Origin of the sequence: Streptomyces sp. NBC_01408, from assembly GCF_026340255.1 — a bacterium.
Taxonomy (GTDB): Bacteria; Actinomycetota; Actinomycetes; order Streptomycetales; family Streptomycetaceae; genus Streptomyces.
In genome coordinates, this window is sequence record NZ_JAPEPJ010000001.1 from 4,829,534 (window position 1) to 4,856,208 (window position 26,675).

General features: G+C 73.1%; 17 protein-coding genes. 9 read left to right on the forward strand and 8 right to left on the reverse strand.

Going from position 1 to position 26,675, the window contains the following annotated elements; genetic code table 11:
• Nucleotides 1-19 precede the first annotated feature (19 nt).
• On the reverse strand, nt 20-493 hold the full coding sequence (locus OG447_RS21940) for a hypothetical protein (RefSeq protein WP_266938562.1): 474 nt from the start codon (nt 491-493) through the stop codon (nt 20-22).
• A 132-nt stretch (nt 494-625) separates the two neighbouring features.
• Here OG447_RS21940 and OG447_RS21945 point away from each other — a divergent pair, with 132 nt between their 5' ends.
• Nucleotides 626-922 (forward strand): hypothetical protein, encoded by a 297-nt coding sequence (locus OG447_RS21945; RefSeq protein ID WP_266938563.1) that lies wholly within the window; start codon nt 626-628, stop codon nt 920-922.
• A 25-nt stretch (nt 923-947) separates the two neighbouring features.
• On the opposite strand, the gene OG447_RS21950 is transcribed toward OG447_RS21945, so the two are convergent.
• Nucleotides 948-1,787, reverse strand: coding sequence for a MerR family transcriptional regulator (locus tag OG447_RS21950; RefSeq protein WP_266938972.1), 840 nt, complete (start codon nt 1,785-1,787; stop codon nt 948-950).
• Nucleotides 1,788-1,863: 76 nt separating this feature from the next.
• Nucleotides 1,864-2,319, reverse strand: a complete 456-nt coding sequence (locus tag OG447_RS21955) for a hypothetical protein (RefSeq protein ID WP_266938564.1) — start codon at nt 2,317-2,319, stop codon at nt 1,864-1,866.
• 314 nt (nt 2,320-2,633) lie between these two features.
• On the opposite strand from OG447_RS21955, the gene OG447_RS21960 reads away from it, so the two are divergent.
• Both OG447_RS21960 and OG447_RS21965 read left to right on the forward strand, forming a co-directional pair.
• Nucleotides 2,634-3,464: a peptidoglycan-binding protein gene (locus OG447_RS21960; protein WP_266938565.1), complete on the forward strand. Its 831-nt coding sequence runs from the start codon at nt 2,634-2,636 to the stop codon at nt 3,462-3,464.
• 172 nt (nt 3,465-3,636) lie between these two features.
• Entirely contained in the window at nt 3,637-4,713 is a 1,077-nt protein-coding gene (locus OG447_RS21965; RefSeq protein WP_266938566.1) for an RNA ligase (ATP), read from the forward strand.
• Nucleotides 4,714-4,750: 37 nt separating this feature from the next.
• Here OG447_RS21965 and OG447_RS21970 read toward each other — a convergent pair whose 3' ends face one another.
• Nucleotides 4,751-6,073, reverse strand: a complete 1,323-nt coding sequence (locus OG447_RS21970; protein ID WP_266938567.1) for an ROK family transcriptional regulator — start codon at nt 6,071-6,073, stop codon at nt 4,751-4,753.
• Between the two features lie 193 nt (nt 6,074-6,266).
• Between OG447_RS21970 and OG447_RS21975 the strand changes: the two genes are divergently transcribed.
• The 5 genes from OG447_RS21975 (at nt 6,267) to OG447_RS21995 (ending at nt 11,891) form a co-directional block, all read left to right on the forward strand.
• Nucleotides 6,267-7,586: an ABC transporter substrate-binding protein gene (locus OG447_RS21975; RefSeq protein ID WP_266938568.1), complete on the forward strand. Its 1,320-nt coding sequence runs from the start codon at nt 6,267-6,269 to the stop codon at nt 7,584-7,586.
• A 10-nt stretch (nt 7,587-7,596) separates the two neighbouring features.
• Nucleotides 7,597-8,613: a carbohydrate ABC transporter permease gene (locus tag OG447_RS21980; protein ID WP_266938569.1), complete on the forward strand. Its 1,017-nt coding sequence runs from the start codon at nt 7,597-7,599 to the stop codon at nt 8,611-8,613.
• Entirely contained in the window at nt 8,603-9,466 is an 864-nt protein-coding gene (locus tag OG447_RS21985; RefSeq protein WP_266938570.1) for a carbohydrate ABC transporter permease, read from the forward strand. Before OG447_RS21980 ends, OG447_RS21985 begins: the two co-directional genes overlap by 11 nt.
• Complete coding sequence (locus tag OG447_RS21990; RefSeq protein WP_266938571.1) at nt 9,463-10,854, forward strand: GH1 family beta-glucosidase; 1,392 nt, start codon at nt 9,463-9,465, stop codon at nt 10,852-10,854. The genes OG447_RS21985 and OG447_RS21990 overlap by 4 nt, the downstream gene beginning before the upstream one ends.
• 119 nt (nt 10,855-10,973) lie before the next feature.
• Entirely contained in the window at nt 10,974-11,891 is a 918-nt protein-coding gene (locus OG447_RS21995; protein ID WP_266938973.1) for an NADP-dependent oxidoreductase, read from the forward strand.
• A 141-nt stretch (nt 11,892-12,032) separates the two neighbouring features.
• On the opposite strand, the gene OG447_RS22000 is transcribed toward OG447_RS21995, so the two are convergent.
• From OG447_RS22000 to OG447_RS22015, 4 genes are all read right to left on the reverse strand, one after another.
• The gene (locus OG447_RS22000) at nt 12,033-14,198 is read right to left on the reverse strand and encodes a discoidin domain-containing protein (protein ID WP_266938573.1); all 2,166 of its coding nucleotides are present in this window, start codon (nt 14,196-14,198) and stop codon (nt 12,033-12,035) included.
• Between the two features lie 342 nt (nt 14,199-14,540).
• Entirely contained in the window at nt 14,541-17,450 is a 2,910-nt protein-coding gene (locus tag OG447_RS22005; RefSeq protein ID WP_266938574.1) for a poly(A) polymerase, read from the reverse strand.
• Complete coding sequence (locus OG447_RS22010) at nt 17,450-19,282, reverse strand: RNA ligase family protein (RefSeq protein WP_266938575.1); 1,833 nt, start codon at nt 19,280-19,282, stop codon at nt 17,450-17,452. The genes OG447_RS22005 and OG447_RS22010 overlap by 1 nt, the downstream gene beginning before the upstream one ends.
• Before the next feature lie 139 nt (nt 19,283-19,421).
• The gene (locus tag OG447_RS22015) at nt 19,422-19,958 is read right to left on the reverse strand and encodes a hypothetical protein (RefSeq protein ID WP_266938576.1); all 537 of its coding nucleotides are present in this window, start codon (nt 19,956-19,958) and stop codon (nt 19,422-19,424) included.
• A gap of 258 nt (nt 19,959-20,216) precedes the next feature.
• Here OG447_RS22015 and OG447_RS22020 point away from each other — a divergent pair, with 258 nt between their 5' ends.
• Complete coding sequence (locus OG447_RS22020) at nt 20,217-26,480, forward strand: DNRLRE domain-containing protein (protein WP_266938577.1); 6,264 nt, start codon at nt 20,217-20,219, stop codon at nt 26,478-26,480.
• Nucleotides 26,481-26,675: the final 195 nt, after the last annotated feature.

Here is a 26,675-nt window from a genome sequence, read left to right on the forward strand (position 1 = left end):
GCCACTTCGACGACACTCCCTAGGACGCCGGAGGGTTCCCGCGTGGGGGCTCCACCTCCAGGAAGCGGCGGCGGCGTGGGCCCCGGTACAGCAGGCACAGCCAGCCCAGCGGCTGCAGGGCCGCCGCGCACGCCGTCAGCCGTTCCTGTTCCTCCTCGGCCGCGCCGCCGCCGGGAGGGCCGAGCCAGGTCACCGCCACCCGGCCGGGCTCCGCTCCGGCGGCCACGCGGTATCCCGTCCGGGTGCGCCGCCCCTGCGCGTCCACCGCCGAGGCCGTGATCCCCGAGGCTTCCAGGACCAGGGCCACCGCACGCGTCATCTGCCGTACCTCCCACGCCGCGGGAACCCCGGCGCCCGCGGGACCGTTGACCAGTCGCCGGATCTGGAGCAGCCCCTCGTACGCCGTGCGCAGCGCTGCCTCCCGCCCGGGGCCGGGCGCTGCGGCCAGGCCGTCGCCGGTCGCCGGTTCGAAGCCCTGCCCCGGTTCCGCCATCCCCGTCACCCCACCCGTCCGAGCCCGTCCGCGCTTCTCCGTGCTTCTCCGCGCTTCTCTGAGTACTTCGTGCCCAACGGCCTGAGTATCCGCCCCGATTCCCCGCCGCGCCCCCGCTGATCGAATGGGGGCATGACGTACGACGCCCCGCGCAGCGAGCCCCGCCCGCGCATGCAGCACGTGACCACCGCCGGTTCCGCCCTGGCCGTGGCCCTGGTCCCGCTCGTGGTCGGGGTGCTGCTGGCGAAGGGCCTCGCCGCCGACCCGATGACCCCGGTCAACGCACTGATCACCGGCGGCGGTCAGCGGGCCGGCCTGCCGCGGGCCGAGTGGCGCCGCCGCGGCCACGCCACCATGCGCCGGATGCGCACGGCCCGGCGCGACACGGCCCGCCGGTGCGCCCACGTCCGCGGCCGCCGCCGCCCGTGAGCCCACCGCGCGGGCCGAGGGGAGGTCAGGAGGCGGGGGCGAGCGGCTCCTGGAGTTCGGTGACCCACTGGCCGGGGTCGTCCGGGCAGGCCAGGGTCAGCTCGCGCGCGTACCCGGCCGAACGCTCCCCGTTCGTGTCGATCCACCGGGCCAGGGCCTGCGCGGTCGGCAGTACGCCGTCCATCGCGCCCCGGTGCACCACGGTCGCCGCCCGCTCGACCGCGGGCAGCGTGACGACCCGCACCCCTTCCCCGAGGTCCTCGGCGCGGACCGAGGCCGCCACCGGCAGCCCGGCGCGCACCAGGACCGTTCCGGCCTCCGCCCCCGGGGCGTCCTCGTAGGAGGCGACGCCGGGTCCGGCCGGAACCACCCCGGCGGCCTCGAAACGGCGGCACAGGTCGTCGTAGAGCGGACCGATGACCGGCCCGATGTCCTGGGGCGCGAAACTCCCCGCGACCCCCGTCAGCTCGGCGACCCGGACGGGCGGGAGGCTTTTGACGACGATGTCCTCGACAGACATGGAACCCTCACTCTCGATGGTCCGGAGCCTCGCCTCGACCTGCCGCAGCCCCGCCCTCGCGGCGGCCATGGCACTCTCCAGCTCGGCCTGCCGCAGCCGCAGCATGCCGCGCAGCTCCTCCGTGCCCACCCGCTCGTCGAGGATGGTCCCCACCTGGTCCAGGCTGAAGCCGAGTTCCTTGAGCGCGATGACACGGTTGAGGCGGGCGAGCTGCCCGGCCTCGTAGAAGCGGTAGCCGGTGAAGGGGTCGACACGCGCCGGGCGCAGCAGTCCGAGTGCGTCGTAGTGACGCAGCATGCGGACCGACACCCGGCCGTGCTTGGCGAAGTCTCCGATGGTGAACATGACGCCTTCCAGTGCAAGGCCTGACACGGTGGGAGGGTCAAGGCTCGCACCCGGTCGTGTCCGCGCACCGGCCGGGTCAGCGTCCGTACTGCCGCAGGCACAGGTCGACGATGGACGGCGGAACGGTGCCCTCCGACGCCGCGCACAGCTCGTCCATACGCAACGGCAGGGCCGGATGCCGGTGCGGGTGGGCGGCCGTCGGCTTCGGCGGACGCACCCGCCGGGGCGGAGCCTTCGGCTTCTCGGCGCGCCCGGAAGGCGGCCGGGCCGCCTTGCCGGGGGCCCGCGAGGGCGCCGGGGCCCGGTCGCCGGGGTCCGCGTCCGGGTCCGGGTCCGGGGCAGCGTCGGGATCCGGTACGGACGGGGACCCGGGCAGCCTCCCGAGCGGCAGGGGCTGCGGCGGCACGTCGGGAACGCCGACGGGCGGTATCGGACCACTCACGGGAACCGGAGCCTGCGGGCCGACGGAGACACAGCCGGCGCTCGCGAGGAGCGCCAGGAGGGAGAGGGGCACGGCCCGGCGTAACTGCATCCGACCACCTTGCCGTACCGTCGGCCGGCCCGGTCCTCCCTCTCACGCGTCCGGGTGACGCCGGGTCCGGCCCGGCCGCGCGGATTGCGGACCGATGGGGCAGTTCGGACAGCAGGCTTGACCCGCGTGAGCAAAGGGGACAGAGTGCGCCCGATCAAGAACCACCGCATGAGCCGCACTCGGAGACCCAAGATGTCCATATCGGTCCGCTCTTCGCACGTCCCGGCCCCGGCCGGTGGTTCTCCCGAGCCCGGCGCCCTCCGTGTCCTCGCGGCCGGCGGTGCCGTCCGGCGGCGCGGGGTCTGACCGGCACCGTGTCCCACCACCCCGAAGAGAGCGGGATTGTCCCCGACGACCGCCTGCTCGTACGCCCGTACGTCGTGCCCGCGCAACAGCCGGCCCCGGCGACCGCCCCCGCCTGGCCGCGGAGCGGACCGCCGCCCGTGTCCTTCCACGTACCCGAAGTCTTCCAGGACGACGCCGGCCGGGACACCGGGGCGGACGCGGTCGGCGGGGACGGCGCCCCGCCGACCGAGTCCGCCCCGCACCGCGTGTCCGGTGCGCACCGCTCGTCCGGTCCGCGCCGCGCGGCCCGCCGGGACGGCCGGGACGGCGGCCGCCGGCCCCCGGTGGCGGCCCTCGCCCTGCTCGCCCTCGGCCTGACCGGTGCTCTGGTGTACCTGCTGAGCACCCCCGACGAGGCGGACCCCTCGGGCGCCGACGCCTCGCCCGGGCTCACGCTGCCCGTGCCCGGGCTCCTCGCCGGCGGCCAGGCCGGCGCAGAACCTTCGCCGGACCCGTCCCTCGCGGGGGCGAAGCCCACCCCCTCCGCCTCGGTCTCGGCGTCCGCGTCGGCGACGCCCGGTCCCGCGTCCGCGAAGCCCGGGCCCGCGTCGAGCGCCCCGGCCGGACAGCCGGCGGCGGGGACGTCGGGGACGCTGCGCATGGGGGACAGCGGCGAGGCGGTGCGCGCCCTCCAGGAGCGGCTCCACGGGCAGGGGTTCACGTACGTGTCCACGACCGGCGTCTACGACAGCCAGACCAAGCGCGGGGTCGCCCAGCTCCAGCGCGACCGGGGGATCAAGGGCGACCAGCCCGGCGTCTACGGCCCGGCCACCCAGGCGGCCCTCGGCGGCGCAGGCTGACCTCAAGACACTGCCTAGTGCTGTGGCCGCGAACCTTCCGGCCACAGCACTAGCACCTGAATAAGCGCTGGACCAGCGGAAAAGGCAGGACGGAGACTGGGCGTCGCCGATGCGCGCGACCGCCGCTCCGGCCCCGGACGCCATTGAGGCCACCACACCCGAGGAGCCCACCATGTCGACTTTGCGGGTCACCGCCGAAGAACTGACCGTCCATGAGCATCCGAACGCCGACGCGCTGGAGCTGGCCCAGGTGGGCCTCTACCGCGCCGTCATCGCCAAGGGCGCGTACCGGAGCGGCGAGTTCGCCCTCTACATACCCGAACAGGCCGTGCTGCCCGCCGATCTGATCGAGGAGCTCGGTCTGACCGGCCGGCTCGCCGGCGGCTCCGCCGACCGGGTCAAGGCCGTCCGGCTGCGCGGCGAGCTCTCGCAGGGCCTGGTGTGCCGGCCGCGCGCGCTGGCCGACGTCGACCTGGAGCAGGCGGCCAAGGAGGGCACGGACTTCGCCGAGCTGCTCGGCATCACCAAGTGGGCGCCGCCGATACCCACGACCATGAGCGGCGAGGTCGAGGCCGCGCCCGACCTGATGCCGTGGGTGGACATCGAGAACCTCCAGCGCTACCCGCACATCTTCGAGCCCGGCGAGCCGGTCGTCCTCACGGAGAAGCTGCACGGCACCGCCTGCCTGTTCACGTACGTCGTCCAGGACGGGCGGGTCCAGGTCACCTCCAAGGGGTTCGGCTCGAAGGGGCTGGCGCTCAAGGAGGACGAGCGCAACGTGTACTGGCGGGCCGTACGGGGCCACGACGTGGCCGCCGTCGCCGCGGAGCTGGCCGCCCGGCTCGGGGCGACCCGCATCGGGATCTTCGGCGAGGTCTACGGCGCGGGCGTCCAGGACCTCGCGTACGGGACCGACGTGCGCACCGCCGACGCGCCGCCCGGGTACGCCGTCTTCGACGTGTCCGCCGAGATCGACGGGCAGGTGCGCTGGCTGGATCCGGCCGCCGTGCTCGCGGACGGCGAACTGCCGCTGGTGCCGAGGCTGTACGAGGGCCCGTACGACCTCGACGTGGTCCTGGAGCGGGCGAGCGGCCGCGAAACCGTGTCCGGACGGAACCTGCACCTGCGCGAGGGCGTCGTCATCCGCCCGCTGACGGAGCGCTACAGCCCGGTGGTGGGCGGCCGCGCCATCGCCAAGGCGGTCAGCCCGGCGTACCTGACCCGCAAGGGCGGCACGGAGTACGAGTGACCGGCTCGGGCGGGTAAGTCCTGCGGCGAGGCGCCTGTCACGCGTGGCGTGACGCCGCCCCGCCGCGGACCTCCAGCGCCGTCTGCCAGCCCGGCTGTTCCACCGGCGGGTCCGAGACGGCGCGGCGGCCGCCCCTCGCGAAGAAGGCCGACAGGGGGAGCGTGGCCGCGCCGACCGTGACCGCGTCCGGGCCCAGGGAGCCCATGCCGATACTGACCCGCCCGGCGGGGTGGCGCAGCGAGTACCGGGTCGCGTGTTCCCGTACGGACGCCAGGATGTGCGGGCCCAGCATCAGGCCGGCCCAGCCGCCGATCAGGATCCGCTCCGGCCGGAAGAGGTTGATCACGTCCGACAGCCCGGCGCCCAGGTACTCCGCCGTCTCCTCGAGCACCTCCACCGCCACCGGATCGCCCTCGCGCGCTGCCGCCAGCAGCGCGGCGAGGGCTTCCTCCTCGTCCAAGGAGTCCACCGGCCGCCCGCCCGCCGCGCCGCCGCGTTCCGACCAGCGCGCCAGCAGGGACTCCGCCCCCGTGTATGCCTCCAGGCAGCCCAGCGCCCCGCACCGGCAGCGCCGGCCCCGTACCGAGACCGTCAGGTGCCCCCACTCCAGCGGGGTGCCCTCCGTCGTGCCGCCGTCCGGCGAGCCGTCGGTGATCAGGCTCGCGCCGACGCCCGAGCCGAAGAGCACCACGACCGCCTCGCGGGCGCCGCGTCCCGCGCCGAACCACATCTCGGCCTGGCCGAGGGTGCGGGCACCGTTGTCGATGATGTACGGGACCTCGTCCGGCAGGGCTCCGGTGGCGCGCAGCAGGGCTTCCAGCGGTACCGCGTCCCAGCCGATGGTCTGGCCGTGCACCACGGCGCCGCCCGGTGCCTGGTGGTCCACGATGCCCGGTACGCCGACGCCCACGCCCAGCAGCCTCTCCGTACCGACGCCGGCCTCGGCGAGCACGGCGGCGATCCCGGCCCTGATGTGGTCGACGATCGGGCCGACGTCGTAGCAGCCTCGCGGCAGCAACGGCATCTCCGTGCGGGCCAGTTCGGTCAGTGCCAGGTCGAACAGCTCGACGCGTACCCGGGTTTCACCGACGTCGACCCCGATCATGTGGGCGCTGCCGGGGGTCACCCGCAGGAGGGTGCGGGGCCTGCCGCCGTCCGAGTCGACGATTCCGGCCTCCTCCAGCAGGCCGTCCGCGACGAGTTCGCCGACGACGTTGCTGACGGATCCGGAGCTCAGTCCGGTGGCGGGTCCCAGTTCCTGACGGCTCATCGGCCCGCCGAAGTACAACCGCTGCAATACGGCGCTGCGGTTGCCGCGCCGCAGGTCCCGCACCGTTCGTCCGCTACGACCCGTGGTCATGTGGCTCCTTCCGCCCCGCCGTCGATCGCAACATACCCTTGCGCGACCCCTTGACGCGACCCTTTCGCGAGGCTTAACTCACGTCCTAATTTAAGGCCTGGACAAAAACGGTCGCAGCAGAGGTTCCGCGCGGACGACGCACGGTACTTCCCCGCCGGCCTTCCCCGACCCTGCCGAAAGGGGCCGATCCGCCATGCCCAGAACCCGAGCCGCAGCGGCAGCCGCCGTCACCGTCTCCCTCCTCGCCGCCGCGACCGCCTGCGGAGGCGGATCCACGGACAACGGGGGCGGCTCCAACACCGCCCCGAAGGAGCTCACCTACTGGGCCTCCAACCAGGGCCCCGACCTCACGGCGGACCAGGCGACCCTCGGCCCGGAGCTGAAGAAGTTCGAGGAGCAGACCGGCATCAAGGTCAAACTCGAAGTCGTGCCCTGGTCGGACCTGCTCAACCGGATCCTCGCCGCCACCGCCTCCGGCCAGGGCCCGGACGTCCTCAACATCGGCAACACCTGGTCCTCCTCCCTCCAGGCCACCGGAGCCCTGCTGCCCTGGAACGCCGAGAACTTCGCCGCCATCGGCGGCAGGGACCGCTTCGTGGAGTCCGCCCTCGGCTCGGCGGGCGCCGCCGGCCAGGACCCGGCCGCCGTCCCGCTCTACTCGATGTCGTACGCCCTCTACTACAACAAGAAGATGTTCCAGGAGGCGGGCATCGACAAGCCCCCGGCCACCTGGGACGAGATGGTCAACACCGGCCAGAAGCTGTCCAGGGACGGCAAGTGGGCCCTCGGCGCGGAGGGGGCGAACCTCGCCAACAACATCCACCAGGCCTTCGTCCTCTCCAAGCAGCACGGCGCGGAGTTCTTCGACGCCGCCGGAAAGCCCACCTTCGACACCCCCGCCAACGTCGAGGCCGTCAAGCAGTACGTCGACCTGATGGCCAAGGACAAGATCATCGCGCCCGGCAACGCCGAGTACGACAAGAACCAGTCCCTCCAGGACTTCGCCAACGGCAGGACCGCCATGGTCCTGTGGCAGAGCGCGGCCAGCAGCTTCAAGGCCCACGGCATGAAGGAGGGCGACTGGGGCGTGGCCCCCGTCCCCGTCCCCGCCGGAGGCACCCCCGGCGCCGGGAAGAACACCAACTCCATGGTCGCCGGCATCAACCTGGCCGTCTTCAGGAACACCGACAACATCGACGGCGCCCTGAAGTTCGTGAAGTTCATGACCAGCGACGAGGAGCAGAAGACCCTCAACAAGACGTACGGCTCCATCCCGCCGGTCAAGTCCGCCCAGACGGACCCCGCGTTCGGCGGCGAGGACCTCACCGTGCTGCGCAACACCCTCTCCACCAGCGCCGCGCCGCTCCCGCAGGTCCCCGAGGAATCGCAGTTCGAGACCACCGTCGGCACCGCGGTCAAGGAGCTCTTCGCGGACGCCGCCGCCGGCCGCCCGGTCACCACCGAGTCGGTCAGGTCGAAGCTCACCAAGGCCCAGCAGCAGATGGCGAACTGAGCCCCGTCAGATGACCTCCGCACCCACCACACTGCCGCCTGACACCACGGCGCGGCGGCCGCGCCGCACCACGGCCCCCGCGCGCCGCACCGGACGCCTCAGGCCCCCCGGACGCCTGCGGCGCACGGCCCTGCCCTATCTCCTCCTGCTGCCCGCCCTCCTCCTCGAACTGCTCATCCACCTCGTCCCGATGGTGACGGGCATCCTGATGAGCTTCCGGGAGCTGACCCAGTTCCACATCCGGGACTGGTCGCGCGCCCCCTGGACGGGCTTCGACAACTACGAACTCGCCGTCGACATCAACCGCCCCGTCGGCGAGGCCCTCCTCGGCTCCTTCCTCACCACCTGCCTGTTCACCCTGCTCTCCGTGGGCCTGTGCTGGCTGCTGGGCACCGCCGCCGCCGTGTTCATGCAGGAGAACTTCCGCGGCCGCGGCATCCTGCGGGCGCTCTTCCTGGTCCCCTACGCGCTGCCCGTCTACGCGGCCGTCATCACCTGGGCGTTCATGTTCCAGCGGGACAACGGCCTGGTGAACCACGTCATCCACGACCAGCTGGGCCTCGGCGGAGCCGAGCACACCTTCTGGCTGCTCGGTGACAACAGCTTCTGGGCGCTGCTGATCGTCTCCGTCTGGAAGGGCTGGCCCTTCGCCTTCCTCATCGTCATGGCGGCCCTGCAGAACATCCCCAGGGACCTCTACGAGGCCGCCGCGCTGGACGGCGCCGGCATCTGGCAGCAGATCCGCCGGATCACCCTGCCCTCCGTCGGCGCGGTCAACCAGGTGCTGGTCCTCGTGCTGTTCCTGTGGACCTTCAACGACTTCAACACGCCCTTCGTGCTGTTCGGCAGATCGGCCCCCGAAGCCGCCGACCTCATCTCCGTCCACATCTACCAGTCGAGCTTCGTCACCTGGAACTTCGGCACCGGATCGGCCATGTCCGTGCTCCTGCTGCTCTTCCTGCTGCTGGTCACCGCCGCATACCTGTTCGTCACCACGCGCGGACGGAGGGCCGACGATGCCCGCTAGAGAACGCAGCCCACTCGACCCGCCCGCCTCCTTCCGGGCGGTCAGGGCCGTCTTCCTGACCCTGCTCTCCGGGTTCGTGCTGCTGCCCGTCTACGTGATGGTCACCAGCTCCCTCAAACCCCTCAAGGACGTCGCGGGCCAGTTCCGGTGGATCCCCACCGGGCTCACCGTCCGCCCCTACATCGACATCTGGCACACCGTCCCGCTCGCCAAGTACTTCGCGAACTCCCTGATCGTGGCCGGCACCGCCACCGTCTGCTCCGTGGTCATCGCCGTCTTCGCGGCCTACGCCGTCAGCCGCTACCGCTTCCGCGGCAGACGGCTCTTCACCGTCACCGTGCTCTCCACCCAGATGTTCCCGGGCATCCTCTTCCTCCTCCCGCTCTTCCTGATCTTCGTGAACATCGGCAACAGCACCGGGGTCGCCCTCTACGGATCCCGCGGCGGGCTGATCCTCACCTACCTCACCTTCTCCCTGCCCTTCTCCATCTGGATGCTCATCGGGTACTTCGACTCGGTACCCCGCGACCTCGACGAAGCGGCCACCGTCGACGGCTGCGGCCCCCTCGGCGCCCTGTTCCGGGTCGTGATCCCGGCCGCCGTGCCCGGCATCGTCGCCGTCGCCGTGTACGCGTTCATGACCGCCTGGGGCGAGGTGCTCTTCGCCTCCGTCATGACGAACGACACCACCCGCACCCTCGCCGTCGGACTGCAGGGCTACTCCACGCAGAACGACGTCTACTGGAACCAGATCATGGCCGCCTCGCTCGTCGTCAGCATCCCCGTCGTCGCCGGATTCCTGCTGTTGCAGCGGTACTTGGTGGCAGGACTCACGGCAGGAGCCGTCAAGTGACCCTTTCCGAAAGCCTCCCCGTGACCGAGCGGGCCGCGGACCCCGCGGGCATCGACCTCGCCGCGTTCCCCGCCGACTTCGCCTGGGGCACCGCGACCTCCGCCTACCAGATCGAGGGGGCCGTCGCCGAGGACGGCCGCGCCCCTTCCATCTGGGACACCTTCACCCGCGTCCCCGGCGCCATCGACGGCGGCCACACCGGCGACACCGCCTGCGACCACTACCACCGCTGGCACGAGGACATCGCCCTGATGCGGCAGCTCGGCACCAACGCCTACCGGCTCTCCGTCGCCTGGCCCCGCGTGGTCCCCGGCGGCGACGGCCCCGCCAACCCCAAGGGCCTCGACTTCTACGACCGGCTGACCGACGGACTGCTCGCCGCCGGGATCGAGCCCTCCGTCACCCTCTACCACTGGGACCTGCCCCAGGTCCTCCAGGACCGCGGCGGCTGGCCCGAACGCACCACCGCCGAGCACTTCGCCGCGTACGCCGCCCTGGTCGCAGAACGCCTCGGCGACCGCGTCACCCAGTGGGCCACCCTCAACGAGCCGCTCTGCTCGGCCTGGATCGGCCACCTGGAGGGCAGGATGGCGCCCGGCCGGACCGACCTCACCGCAGCCGTCCGCGCCTCCTACCACCTGCTCCTCGGCCACGGCCTGGCCACCCAGGCCGTCCGCGCCGCCGCCCCCGGGGCACGCATCGGCATCGTCAACAACCTCTCCACCGTCGAGCCCGCAACCGGCGGCGAAGCCGACCGCGCCGCCGCCCGGCGCATGGACGGCCACGTCAACCGCTGGTGGCTCGACCCCGTCCACGGCCGCGGCTTCCCCGCCGACATGCGCGAGGTCTACGGAGTCGACCTCCCCGAACGCCCCGGCGACCTCGCCGCCATCGGCGCCCCGCTCGACTGGACCGGACTGAACTACTACTTCCCTCAGGTGGTCACCGCCGACCCGGCCGGCCCCGCACCCTTCGCCCGCCAGATCGACCGGCCCGGAGTCCCGCGCACCGGAATGAACTGGGAGGTCGACGCGAGCGGCCTGGAAACCCTGATCATGCGGCTGACCGAGGAGTACGGGGCCCGGCGCATCCACATCACCGAGAACGGCTCCTCGTACCCCGACACCGTCGCCCCCGACGGCAGCGTCCACGACCCGGAGCGCACCGCCTACCTCACCGCCCACCTCGCCGCCTGCGCCCGCGCCGCCCGCCGCGGCGCACCCCTGGCCGGCTACTACGCCTGGTCGCTGCTGGACAACTTCGAATGGGCCTACGGCTACGACAAGCGCTTCGGCCTGGTCCACGTGGACTACGCCACCCAGCGCCGCACCGTGAAGTCCAGCGGCCGCCGCTACGCCGGGATCATCGCCGCGCACCGCTCCCGCTGACCCTTCGCCCCTCCGCGCCCGCCCCGCTTCTCGGGGCGGGCGCGGCCCGCGTGGTGGGATGGGCCGGGGGCCGTTCAGCAGCTCACGGAGAGGTCGGGTACATGCCGCAGGACAACACCATGCGCGCGCTGGTCTACGAGACGTACGGCGGGACGGAGGTGCTCACCGAGACCCGGCTGCCCGTGCCGAAGGTCGGCCCGGGCGAGGTACTCGTCCGCGTGAAGTACGCATCCGTCAACCCGGTGGACTGGAAGATCATGGCGGGCGGGCTCGACGCCCTGATGGACGTCGTCTACCCCGTCGTGCCCGGCTGGGACGTCTCCGGCACCGTGGAACGGGTCGGCATCGACACCCCGGAGTACGCCGAGGGCGACGAGGTCATGGCCTACGCCCGCAAGGACTACGTGCACGGCGGGACCTGCGCCGAGTTCGTCACCGTGCCCGTCCGCGCCCTGGCCCACAAGCCGGGCTCGCTCGGCTGGGCCGAGGCCGCCGCGCTGCCGCTCGCCGGGCTCACCGCCTACCAGGTCCTGACCCGCCTGGGCACCGGCAAGGGCGACTCCGTCCTGATCCACGGCGCCGCCGGCGGGGTCGGCTCCTTCGGGGTGCAGATCGCCCGCGCGCTGGGAGCCCGGGTCATCGGCACCGCCTCCCCGCGCAACCACGACCGGGTACGGGAGCTCGGCGCCGAACCCGTCGCCTACGGGGACGGCCTCGCCGGCCGGGTCCTCGGCCTTGCCCCCGAGGGCGTCACCGTCGTCGCCGACTTCGTGGGCGGGGTCCTCGCCGTCACCCGCGAGGTGCTCCACGACGACGGTCGGCACGCCTCCATCGCCGACCCCACCGTGACCGGCTCCGGCGGCGAGTGGATGTGGGTGCGCCCGGTCGGCGCCGACCTCCAGGAACTGGCCCGGCTCGCCGACGCCGGACAGCTGACGGTGACGGTCGCCGAGACCTTCCCTCTGGCCGAACTCGGCGCGGCCTTCGAACTGAGCCAGGCCGGACACACCGCGGGCAAGATCGTCATCGAGGTCTGAGACCCGCTCCGAGCGCTCTCCCGGGTGACCCGGAAGACGCGGGGCGGCTGCCGGGCCGCCCCGCGTCCCGCGGGGGTCAGGGGGTCGGGGTCAGGAGTCAGGAGCCGGTCAGGGACCGGTCAGGGGGCGGGTCGCCGTGGATCAGGGGAAGGACACCACGGTCGAGGGGACGGTCGAGGTGCCCGAGGTGGGGGCGCCGATGCCGTTGATGACGTGCTCGTACTGGCCGTTGCCGCCGAGCGAGACCACGAGGAGGTCGTGGAACCTCACGCCCGGCTTCACCGGGGCCTGGAAGCCGTGCTCCTGGCGGATCGTCGGGTCCACGTTGTAGTAGCAGTAGCTGCCCAGTCCCCAGCCCTCGTGGGTGTTCACCGAGTCCGCCACCTTGTAGGCCGCGTAGCCCTTTATGGAGCCGTTCTGGATGGCCGCCTGGTCGGGGGCGTCGTACGCCTTCTCGTTCTGGAAGAAGATCGTGCGCCCGCGTTCTCCGTTCCACTCCACGTCGTACTTGTTGAAGTGCTCGACGAACAGCCCCGTCGCCAGGACGTCGTCCCCGTTCACCCGGAACCCGTAGTCGGAGCGGTTGGTCTCCCAGCCCACCCCGTCGCCGTGGTCGGCCCGCCAGATCCAGGTGTGGTCGACGATCGTGTCGTGGCTGTTGACCACCATGCCGAGGGTGGCCTTGCCCGCGCCCGCGCCGCCGACCCGGATGAACACGTCCTGGACGGTGGTCGGGTTCGCCGCGTGGTCCGTCGTGGCGCCGGCCGGTCCGACCTCCAGCAGGGTGGGCGAGTTGACGGTGCCCGCGTCGATCAGGAAACCGGCGAGCCTCACCCCGTCCACGTCGGCGACCTTCATCGCGGTCACCCCGTTGTCCGGGACGATCGTGGCGAGGCCGAGGCCCAGCACGATCGTGTCCGGGCGGTTGACCTGGATGGTCTGGTCCACGTGGTAGACGCCCGGGGTGAACAGCAGGTGCAGGCCCTGGGCCAGTGCCGCGTTGATCGTCGCCGCGCTCGCGCCCGGCTTGACCACGTAGAACCGGCTGAGCGGGACCGAGGTGCCCTGCGGCGCCCCGTTGCCCCAGGAGGTGCCGCGGGCATTGGTGCGCTTCGCCGGGACGAAGACCTTGTAGTCGGCGCCGTCCAGGTGGAGGAAGGGCTTCTCCCGCGAGACCGGGGTGGTGTCCAGGGTGGTGTAGGGCGGGTTCGGGTACGACTGCGCCGGCGCGCCCTGGGTCCCGGAAAACACCTGGTTCCACACCGCGTTGGACCAGCCGCCGATCGAGCTGTCACGGGTGTACCACTGCTGCTGGGAGTAGTTGCCGATCTGGCCGTCGATCTTCGAGTCGGCGATGTAGCCGCCGGAGGCCCAGCCGTAGCCGTCGGGCGCCAGGTTCAGGCCGCCCTTGACGTGCATCCGGCGGAACGGCGCGGCCTGGGAGACCGCCCAGCGGTTCGTTCCGTTCACCGGGTTGAGCGCCAGGTTCTCGGCCGAACGCCAGAAGTTCTGGGTGGCGTTGCCGCCGAACCAGCCGGCGTCGACGGTCACGTCACCGTTGATGGTGGTGTCGTCGGGGTTCAGGCCCAGCCCGGAAACCGAGGTGTAGAAGCCGAGCTGCGCGTTGAGGCCGTTGTACGTACCGGGCTTGAAGAGGAACTGGTAGCGCCCGGAGCCGAACTGGGCCGACTCCTGCTGGCGGAAGACCTCGTCCAGCTTGCCCTGGATGTCGGGCGTCGTGGGGTCGAAGACGATCACGTTCGGGCCGAGGTCGCCGCCGCCGGGGATCGTCGGGCCGGTGCCGCCGGTGCCGCCGGTGCCGTACACCTGGAACTCCCAGAGCGAGTAGCCGTAGCCGGTGGCCCGCTGGGTGCCGTACACGCGGACGTAGCGGGCGGTGCCGGTGATGTCGTGGGTCTGGACCCCGCCGGTGCCGGTGGCCGTCGAGTGGGCGGTGGACCAGGTGGAGCCGTCGTCCGACAGCTCGATCCGGTACGCCTTCGCGTACGCGGCCTCCCAGCGCAGCACGACCTGGCTCAGCTGGGCGGGGGAGCCGAGGTCGACCTGTATCCACTGCGGGTCGGCGAACTGGCTCGACCAGCGGGTGCCGTTGTCGCCGTCGACGGCCGCGCCGGCCGGTGTCCCGGCGCCCTCCAGGCTGGAGGCGGTGACGGACTTGCCCTGGGAGAGCAGCACGGGAGCCGCCTGGGCGGCGGTACTCGGAAGGAGGACGAGGAGGGCCGCCACCAGCGCGGCGGCGAGCGCCGCGACGGTGAGCCGTGGCGGGCGATCGGAGAGGAGGGGCATGCGGGGTGCTCCTGACGTCGTGGATCCGGGGGGACCGAAGCGTGAGTGAACTGCCCGCCACGGTGGCCGTCAAGGGTTCGCGCGTTCATGAACTGAAGGCCAAATGGCCTGTCAATGACCCATCAGGCCCGTGAACTCGAGGTTTCTTCAATCCTTGTGAAAAGTGTTGACGAAAAAACCCGGCCAGTCTCTACTGAGGCTCCTGACCGCTCCGCCCCACCGCGCCCACCGAGCGGGACGGAGCCCAGGACGGGTTCGGGAAGTGTCCCCGTCCCCGGCCTCCAAGCTGCCGTGCGTTCGTTACTCGTCGTCAGAACGGTGCCAGGGGGAGGGCGTCCGCGATCAGTACAGGTCCGGTACGTCCGCACCCGCGACCCAGGCCACCTCGACCCCCGGCAGCCCGGAGGACCAGGGCGCGACCAGGCCGGAGAGCCGTGCCGCGTCCGGCGGCGTCGCGCCGAGGCCGATCGCGAAGCGGGCCAGGGCGGGGCCCGTCCCGAACGGACGCGGCCAGGCGTGGGCGTCGGCGGCGCCCGCCTCCGCCAGAGCCCCGAGCAGCGCCCGCAGCCGTCCGCGCACCCGGCCCAGCACCTCCTCGAACTCCCGCTCCGCGCCCGCCCGTACGGTCACCACCGCCCAGGCGGCGTGCCGCCGGTGCAGCGGCGGCGCCGCCAGGACCTCGCCGAACGCGCCGGGATCCGCCTCCAGCAGCTCCCAGGCCCGGTACAGCTCCCGCACCAGCAGGTCGCGCAGGCCGGGGCCCACCTGGGCCGTGCAGCTGCGCACCGGCTCCGTGGGGGTCAGCACGGTCACCGGGTCCGGCCCGGGTGCGGCGGCTCCCGCGGCCCCGGAGCCTTCCGGTGCCCGCGAACCGTCCGGCGTCCCGGGGTACAGGGCGACCGGGTCCCGCCAGTCCCACGCCGCCCACATGCCGAAGAACTCCCGCAGCAGGGCCCCGGGTTCCCTCGGCCCCGCCGCGCGTACGGTGCGCGCCGCGAGCACCGCCCAGGCGATGCCCGGCAGCCCGCCGAACGGAGCCGAGTCCAGCCCCCGGGCGCGCGCCCACGCCTTCACCTCCCGCGCCAGCCGGGCCCACGCGGCGAACTGCCCGTGCACGGAGCTCCGTACGGCATCGGCGTCGCTCAGCGCGCTCAGCGCGACGGCCGCCGCCGCGCCCAGCTCCGACCGCCGGGCCACCGCCCCCGCGGGGTCCAGCGCTCCGGCCGCGACCACCACCAGGTCCACGTCCAGCGCGCCGACGCGCAGCCGCAGCCCCGGCACCCGCGCGCCCGTCACCTCCCGCATCCGCTCCGCCCCGCCGAACGCCGCCGCCACCCGCTCCCGTACTCCGGTGAGCCCCGCCGAACCCGGCAGGACGGCCACCAGGTCCAGGTCCGCCCCCGGCAGGGCGCAGCCCATCCGCCGGGAACCGGCCACCTGAACCACCCCGTCCGGGAGAGCCGCCGCGACCCGAGCCGCGACCGACCCGGCGGCGTCGCCGTCGGCGTCCCCGCGGTCCACGGCCCGGTCCTGGTCCGCGGCCCCGTCCTGGTCCACGGGCTCCGGGACCCACCGCACCTCGCCCGTCCCCAGGGCCACCGTGGCCCGGATCCGCATCGGCCCGTCCCCGCGCCGCGAGAGCACCGCCAACTCCCCGACCCGCGCGGAGCGGCCCCCGCCGAGCCTCGCCGCGAACGCGCCGGCGGCCCGCTGCGCGTCCTGGACGCGCCCCAGCGTCAGGTGCGGGGTGTACCCGTCCGCCCGGCCCCGGCATCCCGGGAACCGTTCCACCAGCGCGGCCCGGAGCTCCTGCCACGGCGTGTCGCCCGAGGCCGCCGGATCCGTCCAGAGCGTGGCGTCCTCCCGGTGCCCGTAGCTGTGCACCCCCTCCAGACGGGCGGTGAACGGCGAGGTCCCGGCGGCCACTTCGGCCAGCAGCGGCAACGCCTCGTCGAAGGAGGACTCCGGCACGAACCCGAAGAGCAGGCTGACGTGCGCGGGCCAGCGCCCGGCCTGCGGATCGTGCTCCGCGCGCAGCTCCTCGACCACCGGGTCGTGCGGCGGGAGCCAGGCCACCGCCGTCCGCGCGGTCGCCGGCAGGCCGAGCCGCGCGGGCCCGTCGCCGAGCGCCCCGAACTCCACCGTCGCCTCCACCCCGAAGTGGTCGGAGACGAACAGCCCTTCCGGGCCGGGGGAGTCGCCGCGCAGCGCCGCCCGGGTCACCCGCGCCCCCGCCGCCCGCAGCAGGATCCGGTCCAGCCGCGCGGACCGCCCCGTCAGCGAGGCGACCGCGGCCAGCGGATTGGCCGCCGGGTCGAAGGTGGGCGTCGCGTCGGCAGCCCCGTGCACATCGCTCCAGGCATCGCGCAGCCCCAGCACGGCTGCGGGCCCGGCGTCCCCGGTCCGGCCGTCGTTGAAGTCGCCGAGCAGTGCCACACCGGCTTCGACGCCGCCCAGCCCCTCGGCGATCAGGGCCAGTTCGGCAGCCCTGCGGCCCTCCCCGTTCTGCGAGTGGTCGCTGGTCAGGTGGGTGGCGGCGACGACCAGCGCCCCGGCCGCGGTGTCCACCGTCACGGCGGCGACCGCCTTGTGCCGGGCGAGTACGAGCAGCCCTGCCTCCCGCACCGGCAGTCGGCTCAGCACCAGCAGCCCGTACGCGGCGACGTCCCGGCCGGCCGGGTCCGCGGCCACGGTGTACCCGGCCCGCACCCACGGCTCGGCCAGCAGCATGCCCAGCAGCTCGGGCTCGACCTCCTGGAGGGCGATGACATCGGCGTCGGCGGCCGCCAGTTCGGCCAGCAGCATCGGCCTGCGCCGGGCGGTGGCGATGCGCGGGGCGTCGTAGCGGTCCCAGAGGGTGTTCCAGGTGAGCAGCCGCACCCGGTCCGGGGCCGTGAGCCCGGCCGCGGGCGCGGGCGCGGCCTCGGCGGGCCGCCAGGAGCCGCCCGCCGGGTCCCAGACGTGAGGGGTCCGGGCCGTGAAGAACGGCGACCGCAGCAGGCGCGGATCGCGCATCCGCCCGGCCCCGCCGACACCGACCCGGTCGACGCCCGTCGCCCGGTCCCACACCAGCTCCCCGTCCGCCTCGACGAACAGCACCCGGTGCCAGGGGATGTCCCCGCCGGGCACGAAGGACGGCAGCGGGACCCGCTTGGGCGCGGCCCCGCGCTGGAGCAGCCCGAGCACGAACCGCGACGGGTCGAACCGGGGGTCCCAGCGCACCTGGTGGTAGAGCTCCTCGCTGGTGCGCATCAGTACTCCCCGTCGCTCTCGGCCAGGCTGCCCGCGGTGTCCTCGACGGTCCCGGCCGCGCCGACGTACCACGTACGGTGCGCCTGGCCCGGATAGGGCGGGCTGAACCGGCGCAGCTGCGAGGCCAGTACCTGCGGCGGCACCGGATGGGCCCGTACCGCGTTGCGGCGCAGCAGCTCCGCCTCGTCGGTCAGCACCACGGCGTGGGTGACCAGCGCGTCGCGGCGCCGTGCGACCGAACCGGCCAGGCCGCGCTGCTGGTCGTTGAGCGAGGTGGCGTCCCACACCACCGTGCCACCGCGGGCCAGGGCGGCGTCCAGCCGGTCCAGACCCTCCCGCAGCACGTCCGCGTTGGCCCCCTGATCGGAGCGGGAACCCCGCGCCGTGCGCAGATCGTCGAGGCTGATGCAGGCGTCCACACCGGGCAGTCCGCGGCCGAAGGTGCTCTTGCCGCTGCCCGAGGGCCCGCACAGCTGGACCAGCCGGGGGAAGTCCCCCTCGCGCCACCGCCAGGTGGCCGCCACCGCCTCCTCGGCGGTGCTGATCCTGCCCTGCGCGAAGGCGTGCCGGGCCTCGGCCCAGCAGCGGTCGGCGGCTTCCGGGCCGAGCCCGGCGAGGGCTTCGCGCAGCCCGGCGCGCAGGAAGCCCAGCGGGTCCGGTCCGAGCAGCCCCGCCTCCTCGGCACACAGCGCGGACCACTCGACGCACTCCCGCGCCGCCGCGCCGTCGGCGTCCCCGCCGGGCGCCAGCGCCCCGGCGAGCGAGTGCAGCAGCCCGAGGTCCGCCGCGGCGGCCATCCGGACCAGCCCGGTCCGCCGCTCGGCGTCCGGGAACGGCCGCTGGAGCAGCCCGTACAGCCCGACCAGGTCGGCCACCCGCCGCGCGAGCCCCGTCCCCAGCAGCCCCGCCGCCGGTCCCGCCGTCGGCCGCGCCGCGATCCGGGCGCGCGGCGTACGGTGCAGCAGCGCGGCCAGTACTCCGGCCAGCCGGGCCTCCCCGGTGCGCCCCAAGGCGTCGATCCGGGCGGCGGTCTCGGCCACCGCGGCCGCGATCTCCCCGGCGGCCCGCGCGCCGGCCACGTCGGCCGGGCCGGAGCCGGCCTGAGCCGTGTCGGCCTGGTCCGTGTCGGCCTGGTCCGCGGCGGGCGCACCCACGGCCGCGGACAGGGCCGCCACATCGGGTTCGGCCCCCGACCGGACCGCCCACAACGGAGCGGCGGGCCCCAGCCCGTTCGGCACCACCGGCGCGAACATCCAGTGCGTACTGGTGCGCACATGACCGGTGCGCACCCACTTCGCCACGCACCGGCCGAAGTCCGCCCGTGCGAAGCCCGCGACCGTCCGTACGACGTACCCCTCCTGGCGCGAGGTGTCGAGCTTGAGCCTGCGCAGCGCCCGCTCGTCGAAGACGCCGCGCCACAGCACGGGCGGGGTGGGTATCCCGAGGCCCCGCAGGAACCGTACGCCGTGGTCCCAGTCCAGGCAGTGCTCCCCGTCCCACACCGAGAACCCGTAGAACCAGCTGTCCAGTTCCTCGTAGGCCAGCGAGTGCCGGGCGTACATGTTCTCCCCGCACACCCGCCGGCCCTCCGGGATGCCGGAGGCGATCCGCCCCTGGAGCCCCTTGACCCAGGCCCGCGAGGGATGGTGTGCGGAGTCCAGGGAGCGCGCGTGCAGCCCGTCCCGGTAGAGCGTGGTGTTCTCCCCGTCGAGCTTCTCGGTCACCACGACCTCGCGACCGGCCAGTCCGGCGAACCCGTCGGCCCGCACGTCGTCCGCGGTCGCCCCCGGGGACCAGGGCAGGTGGGGCGTACGGGGATAGTGCGTGCGCATGGGTCCGCTCCTGGTCGACGACGGGGGTGTGCCGTCACTCTAGGTATGCGCTGCGGGCCGATCCACCCATTAACCCCGGATTCGGCCGCGTCGCGGGGGTATGACGGGTCCGGTTCCGGCCCTGATCCACGGACACCCCCTAACGGCACAGGGCCACGATGGAGGGCGAGACCGTGCCCTTGGCCGCCTCGCACAGGGGTGCCATGTCGTACGTACGCTGCGGCGCGGGCGGGGACTTCGGCGCCGCGGGCGGCCGTTGGCGGGACTTGGCCGGTTCGGCGGAGCGGGCCCGGCGGGGCGCCGGGGCGGGTCGCGGGGGCCGGGCCCGGTCGGCGGAGGCGTCGCGCCGCGGGCGGTGCGGCCGGGCGGGGGCGGGCCGCACCGCCTCCTCCGCCTCGGTAGCCGCCGTCGAACCCGGCTTCGCCCGCGCCACCCGCGCCGCCCGTTCCGCCGGGGCCTCGGCCACCGGCTCCGGCGCGGGAGCCCCGGGCAGGCTGCTCAACGGCAGGGCGGAAGGCGGCTGTTGAGGGTGCGCGCGCGGGGGAGCCGCAGGGGCCGCCGCGGGTGCGCGGCCGGGCGCGTCCGGCGCGGCCGCGGGCCGCACGGTGACACATCCGGTGGCCAGGACGAGCACGGCGAGGGTCAGGGACAGGGGGAGCGCCCGGCGCGACTGCATCCGACCACTCTGCCGTACGCGTGCCCGCCCGAACTCCCCGCGTCACGCGGACGAGTGAGCTCCGCAGCGCCCCAGATAAAGATCACCTAACGATGCCGAAAGTGTGTCCGCTTTGGGATGGAAGGGCGAAGAGCCCGCACAGGCCGCACATATTTTCTTCTCATCCAACACTCAGAAGGATGAAGGCTCTTGATATCCCAAAGCCGTTACCTCTCGTCCCGCAGGACGAGACGCGACCGCCCCCGCGGAGGCACCCGAGTGCGCATCACGGGGGCGGCGCTCGCCGTCCTGATGGCCGCCTCCACCATGGAAGCCGTCGCCGCGACGCCGAAGCCCACCCCGCCGGCGAAGCCCGCCGTCACGGAGGCCGCCGATCTGGCCTCCGCGCAGGTCGCCGCCAAACTCGCCGGACGGCGCGTGGAGGCGCTGTCGGAACGCGATGAGTCCACGACCACCTGGGCGAACCCCGATGGCACCGTCACGACCGAGGCCGCGTCCGGCCCGGTGCGCTTCCGCGACACCGCGGGCAGCTGGAAGTCGGTCGACATCGGCCTGACCCGGCACGGCGACGGATCGGTCGGGGCGAAGGCCCATCCGCTCGGCCTGAAGCTGGCCGGCCGTACGGAGAGCAAGGCCCGCGTCGGCGCGGCGCCGGCGGACGGCCGCGCCGCGGCCCCCGCCGCGGGCGCCCCGGATCCGGGCGCCACCCCCGTACCGCTGGTGTCGCTCGACGACCGGCAGGGCAAGACCATGGCCCTGTCCTGGCGCGGTGCGCTGCCGCAGCCGGTCCTCCAGGACACCGTGGCCCGCTACCCCGACGTCCTCGCCTCGACCGACCTGCTCATCGAGTCGACGCGTACCGGCTTCGAGCAGTACCTGGAGCTGAAGGACCGTCAGGCGGTCGCCGCCACCGGGACGGTCACCCTCACCCTGGAGGCCAAGGGCCTCGAGGTCCGGGCCAACAAGGACCGCTCGGTCACCTTCATCGATCCCAAGACGGGCCGTGAGGCGGGCGGACTGCCCGCCCCGGTCATGTGGGACGCCTCGGTCGATGCGCGTTCCGGCGAGCACACCCGCCGGGCGGACGTCGGCATCTCCGTCCTCCAGCGCGGCGACCAGGTCGACCTGACGCTGACTCCGGACGCCGCCTTCCTCAAGGACCCGAAGACGAAGTTCCCGGTCACCGTCGACCCGGCGGTGAACCTCGGCGCGAGCTTCGACACCTTCGTCCAGCAGGGCTACGCGACCGACCAGTCGGCGGCCACCGAGCTCAAGCTCGGCAACAACGGCTCCGGCCAGGTCGCCCGCTCGTTCCTGAGCTTCCCCATGGCGAAGATCAGCGGCAAGCAGATCCTCTCCGCCAGCCTGAGCCTGTGGAACTTCCACTCCTGGTCGTGCACGGCGAAGGGCTGGGAGGTCTGGGACACCGGTGTGCCGTCCACCTCCAGCCGCTGGACCGCCCAGCCGGGCTGGAACAAGAAGTGGGCCTCCCCGACCGCGACCAAGGGGCACTCCTCGGGCTGCGCCGACGGCTGGGTCAGCGCCGACATCAAGACCCTCGCCCAGGCGTGGGCCGGCAACGGCAACTCCGTCAACAGCCTCGGCATCCGGGCGGCCGACGAGGGCGACCCGTTCGGCTGGAAGAAGTTCAACTCCGGCAACGCGGCCACCAACACCCCGTACATGTCGGTGACGTACAACACCAAGCCGGGCCAGGCCGTCCCCATGTCGCCGCTCACGGGCGCCGCCACCAACGACACCACCCCCACCCTGACCGGCAAGGCCACCGACGCCGACGGGAACACCGTCCAGCTCTCCTACGAGATCTGGACCTCCACCGGCACCGCCGCCCTGCAGACCGGCAAGTCGGCCTTCGTGGCCTCCGGCGCGGGCGCGCCGTGGACGCCGGGCGCCGCGCTCGCGCAGGGCGCCTACAAGTGGCGGGCCGCGGTGTACGACGGCGCGACCTGGAACGGCGCCTGGTCGCCGTGGCAGAACTTCACCGTCGACACCACCGCGCCCACCGCCCCCGGCGTGAACTCGGCCGACTTCCCGGCCGGCGTCTGGTCCGGAACCCCCGACGCCGAGGGCAAGTTCACCGGCACCTTCACACTGACCCCGCCCGCCACCGGCGCCACGGGTGTCCAGTACCGCCTCGACAACGGCGGCTGGACCACCCTGGCCACCACGGGCTCCCCGGTCACCGCGAAGCTCACCTTCCCCGCGGGCGAGCACACCCTCGCGGTCCGGTCCAAGGACGCGGCGGGCAACACCTCCACCGAGGCCAAGTACGTCTTCAGCGCGGGCAGTGGCGGTTCGGCCCTGCTCGCCCCGCAGGACGGCGACCGGCCCGCACGCCGGCTGACCCTGTCCGCCGAGGGGCGCAGCACCTTCACCGGGGTGACGTACCAGTACCGGCGCGGTGAGACCGACACCTGGAAGAACGTTCCCGCAGGGGACGTCCGCACCTCGCTCGGTGTCACCCTGACGGCCTGGCCGGCCGCCGCACCGCAGGGCAAGCCGGCTCCGCTGACGTGGAACGTCGTCGACAGCCTCGCCGAGGACGGCCCGATCGAGATCAGGGCCGGCTTCACCTCGGGGCTGACCACCTCGTACTCGCCCGGCCACACGGTCACCGTCGACCGCAACGCGGGTACCGCGCCGACCCAGCAGCTCGGCCCCGGCGTCCTCAACACGCTCACCGGCGACTACATCCTCTCCGCCACCGACGCCTCGGCGTTCGGCATGAGCGTCGCCCGCACCTCCACCTCACGGGGCCGCAACGACGCGCCCTCCGGGACCGTCGCGATCTTCGGCCCCGGCTGGCGCTCGGACACCGTCCTCGACGAGAAGGACTCCTGGTCGCTGCTGAAGAAGACCTCCGAGACCTCCGTCGCCCTGGTCGGCACCAACGGCCTGGAGCTCGGCTTCAACGCCACCTCGGGTGGCGGCTGGCGGCCCGAGCCGGGCGCAGAGGAACTGAGGCTGACCGGTTCGACGACCGGCTCCTTCACCCTCCGGGACACCGCCGGCAAGGTCACGACCTTCACGAAGGCCGATCCCGGCCTGCCCGCCTGGCAGGCGAGCGCGGTCCAGCAGGAGGGCCTGACCGGCTCCACCCAGGTGGTCTCCGAGGCCGTGACGGTGGACGGGAAGAAGCTCGTCCGCCCGCAGCGCATCGTCGCCTCGACCTCGGCGGCCTCCGCCGAGACCTGCATGGCCGCACCCGCCACCAAGGGCTGCCGCGCCCTGGAGTTCGTGTACGCCACGACGACCACGGCCACCGGGCACAGCGCCGCGGCCGAGTTCGGCGACTTCACCGGCCAGGTGAAGGAGATCCGCCAGTGGTCCACCGAGCCCGGCGCGGCGAACGCCACCGCCCGGCCGGTCGCCTCGTACCGCTTCGACGCCGCCGGACGGCTGCGCCAGGTCTGGAACCCCAACCTGTCGCAGGGCAGCCAGAACCAGTACTCGTACGACAGCGCGGGCCGGGTCTTCTGGCTGCACGCCCAGAACGAGCTGGCCTGGAACTTCACCTACGGCAAGGCGGGCAACAGCTCCGCCGCCGGTGAGGGCATGCTCCTGAAGCTCTCCCGGCCCGGCCTGAAGCGGGGCACCAAGGACGTCGAGGAGGACGCGTCCACCCAGTACGTGGTCTACGACGTGCCGCTGAACGGCGCGAAGGCCCCGTACGCCATGGGCGCGGCCGACGTCGCCGCCTGGGGACAGGCCGACGCCCCCACCGACGCCACGGCCGTGCTCCCGCCGGACACCCCGGTCTCCGCCCATGACGGAGCCGCCCTGACCAGCGGCTCGTACGGCCGCGCGTCGGTCGTCTACACCAACGCCTCGGGCCGCGAGGTCAACACCGCCGCTCCCGGCGGTCACCTCACCACCACCGAGTACGACCAGCAGGGCAACATCGTCCGTTCGCTGTCCGCGGCGAACCGGTCCCTCGCCCTGGGTCTCACCCCGGCGGACGTCACCGCGCAGAACGAGCTGGGCATCGCCAAGCTCGGGACCGCCGAGCGGGCCGAGGCGCTGTCCGCCCGGACCGTCTACGACGACGAGGGCCTGCGCGCCGTCGAGACGCTCGGTCCGCTGCGGCGCATCGCGCTGGCCGACGACCTGAAGTCGGGCAGTACGGTCCTCGTCGCGGCGGGCACCACGGTCACGGCCCGCAACTGGACGAAGGCGGTCTACGACGAGGGCCGCCCCACCGACGGGACCGCCGTGGTGGAGAACCAGATCACCGGCTCGGTGGAGGGCGCCCAACTGCCCGAGCACCCGACGCTGATGGCCGACGCCCGCAGCGCCAAGCAGGTGTACGACTGGAAGAAGGGCCTCCCGACCCAGGCCGTCGAGGACGCCGACGGCGAGGCGCTGACCTCGCTGACCGAGTACGACGACCAGGGCCGCGCGGTCAAGGAGACCCTGCCCGGCGCCACCGGCACCGACGCGACGACCCAGCTCACCCAGTACTGGTCCGCGGCCGGCACCGGCCCGTGCTCGGGTCGCCCCGAGTGGGCCGACCTGCCCTGCTCGACCGGCCCGGCCGGTGACATCACGGGCGGCGGTTCGAACCCCTCGAAGCGGCCGACGGTCACCTCCGAGTACAACTGGTGGGGTCACGAGACCAAGGTCACCGAGACCGTCGGCGCCCAGTCCCGGACCACCACCAGCAGCTACGACAACGCCGGGCGCGTCGAGTCCGTCAAGGTCACCGGCGGTCTCGGTGAGGCCACCCCGGAGACCCGGACCGAGTACGACCCGGACACCGGCAACCCGGTGAAGACCGTGTCCGCCACCGCGGGCACCATCACCATGGAGTACGACAAGCTCGGCCGTCTCATCGCGTACACGGACGCCGACGGCGGCGTCACGCGGACGGAGTACGACCTGCTCGACCGGCCCACCCGGATCAGCGACTCGGTGCCGTCCGCGGTGACGTACGCCTACGACCACGCCGCCGAGCCGCGCGGCATGGCCACCTCCGCCACCGACTCGGTCGCCGGCACCTTCGGCGTCAGCTACGACGCCGACGGTCAGGTGGCCTCCGAGAAGCTGCCCGGCGGCTACACGCTCACCCAGCGGGACGATGCCGCGGGTGCGGTCGTCGCCAGGAGCTACACCCGGGACAGTGACGGCCTGTCCGTCATGACCGACACGGTCACCCGCTCCGTCCACGGCGAGATCACCCAGCACTCCGGCTGGTCGAGCCAGTCCTACGACTACGACGGCCTCGGCCGTCTGACGTCCGTCCGGGACCAGGCGGGCGACGTCTGCACGACCCGTACCTACACGCACGACAAGCGGGCCAACCGGACCTCGTCCACCACGGCCACCGGCGCCGTCGGCGCGGCCTGCCCGACCACGGGAGGCACCGTCCGGACCCACTCCTACGACAGCGCCGACCGGCTGACGGACGCGGGCACCGCGTACGACGCCTTCGGCCGGACCACCGCGCTGCCCGGCAGCACGCTCGACTACTACACCAACGACCTCGTACGCCGTCAGACCACGGCGGACCAGCGCCAGACCTGGGCGCTCGACCCCAACCACCGCATCCGGTCCTGGACGGTGGAGGCGAACAGCGAGGGTACGTGGACCCAGGTCGAGTCCAAGCGCAACCACTACGACGGTGAGGGCGACAGCCCCCGCTGGATCGTGGAGGACACCGGCACCGGCGAACTCACCCGCATCGTCGACTCCGTGACGGGCGAGTTCTCGGCCACCACCTCAGCCGCCGGGGACACCGTGCTCCAGCTGTCGAACATCCACGGTGACGTCGCCCTCCAGCTCCCCCTGGACCCGGAGCAGGCACCGCTGGTGCTCGACACCGACGAGTACGGCAACCCCCGCTCCGGCCAGCCCGCCGTCCGGTACGGCTGGCTCGGCGGCAAGCAGCGCTCCGGCGAGACCCTCTCGGGCCTGACCCTGCTCGGGGTACGCCTCTACAACCCGGACACCGGCCGTTTCACGAGCACCGACCCCGACCCGGCGGGCGGCGCCAACGCCTATGCCTACTGCTCGGCCGACCCGGTCAACTGCCGTGACACCACGGGCATGCTGGACTACACCTTCAAGTTCCAGCTGGGGATGGGCCGGGCCTACCTGTCCGACTTCTTCAGCCACTTCATGAGGAACTTCGGCAAGATCTTCCCCTTGAAGGGCCGCGCGAAGTCCATCACGCGGGTCGGCCAGACGATGGATCTCCGGGACTCCATAGCGGGCTTCGGTTCGATCAACTTCAACGTGCGGGTGGGCTACATCGGTTCCACCAGCCTGCGGCTCGACGCGCGCAAGGGGAGCATCGTCTACGGCAAGAACTCGTACATCCACTTCGAGCTCAACAAGCCGAAGTCGGACAGCAAGCGGTACGGGCAGTTCTACCTGACCGTCCACGGCCATACGAACGGCAAGACGTGGGCCGACAGGTGGATCCCCGGATTCATGTACAAGAAGGGTGCCAACAACACCTGGAGCAAGCTGGCGAGCAACCTGCGCCGCCACGTCTGGTAACCACCGCTTCATAGCCCGGAGGGGCGGCATGCGCGCACGCGCATGCCGCCCCTTTCGGCTGAGCGGCCACGGTGCGGCCTGCGGCCGTGCTCTCCAAGTCATGCAGTGTTCATGCCAAATCCACGGCGGTATGGCGTTGCGCTGGCGCGACGGTTACGAACCGCGCCGATGCTGGTCACGATCCGCGTGCCCTGC

Coding starts and splice junctions, on each gene's coding strand:
- OG447_RS21945 (WP_266938563.1), top strand. CDS start 626: ATGACGTACGACGCCCCGCGCAGCGAGCCCCGCCCGCGCATGCAGCAC.
- OG447_RS22010 (WP_266938575.1), bottom strand. CDS start 19,282: ATGCGCACGCACTATCCCCGTACGCCCCACCTGCCCTGGTCCCCGGGG.
- OG447_RS22015 (WP_266938576.1), bottom strand. CDS start 19,958: ATGCAGTCGCGCCGGGCGCTCCCCCTGTCCCTGACCCTCGCCGTGCTC.
- OG447_RS22000 (WP_266938573.1), bottom strand. CDS start 14,198: ATGCCCCTCCTCTCCGATCGCCCGCCACGGCTCACCGTCGCGGCGCTC.
- OG447_RS21980 (WP_266938569.1), top strand. CDS start 7,597: ATGACCTCCGCACCCACCACACTGCCGCCTGACACCACGGCGCGGCGG.
- OG447_RS22005 (WP_266938574.1), bottom strand. CDS start 17,450: ATGCGCACCAGCGAGGAGCTCTACCACCAGGTGCGCTGGGACCCCCGG.
- OG447_RS21975 (WP_266938568.1), top strand. CDS start 6,267: ATGCCCAGAACCCGAGCCGCAGCGGCAGCCGCCGTCACCGTCTCCCTC.
- OG447_RS21955 (WP_266938564.1), bottom strand. CDS start 2,319: ATGCAGTTACGCCGGGCCGTGCCCCTCTCCCTCCTGGCGCTCCTCGCG.
- OG447_RS21970 (WP_266938567.1), bottom strand. CDS start 6,073: ATGACCACGGGTCGTAGCGGACGAACGGTGCGGGACCTGCGGCGCGGC.
- OG447_RS21965 (WP_266938566.1), top strand. CDS start 3,637: ATGTCGACTTTGCGGGTCACCGCCGAAGAACTGACCGTCCATGAGCAT.
- OG447_RS21985 (WP_266938570.1), top strand. CDS start 8,603: ATGCCCGCTAGAGAACGCAGCCCACTCGACCCGCCCGCCTCCTTCCGG.
- OG447_RS21950 (WP_266938972.1), bottom strand. CDS start 1,787: ATGTTCACCATCGGAGACTTCGCCAAGCACGGCCGGGTGTCGGTCCGC.
- OG447_RS21995 (WP_266938973.1), top strand. CDS start 10,974: ATGCGCGCGCTGGTCTACGAGACGTACGGCGGGACGGAGGTGCTCACC.
- OG447_RS21940 (WP_266938562.1), bottom strand. CDS start 493: ATGGCGGAACCGGGGCAGGGCTTCGAACCGGCGACCGGCGACGGCCTG.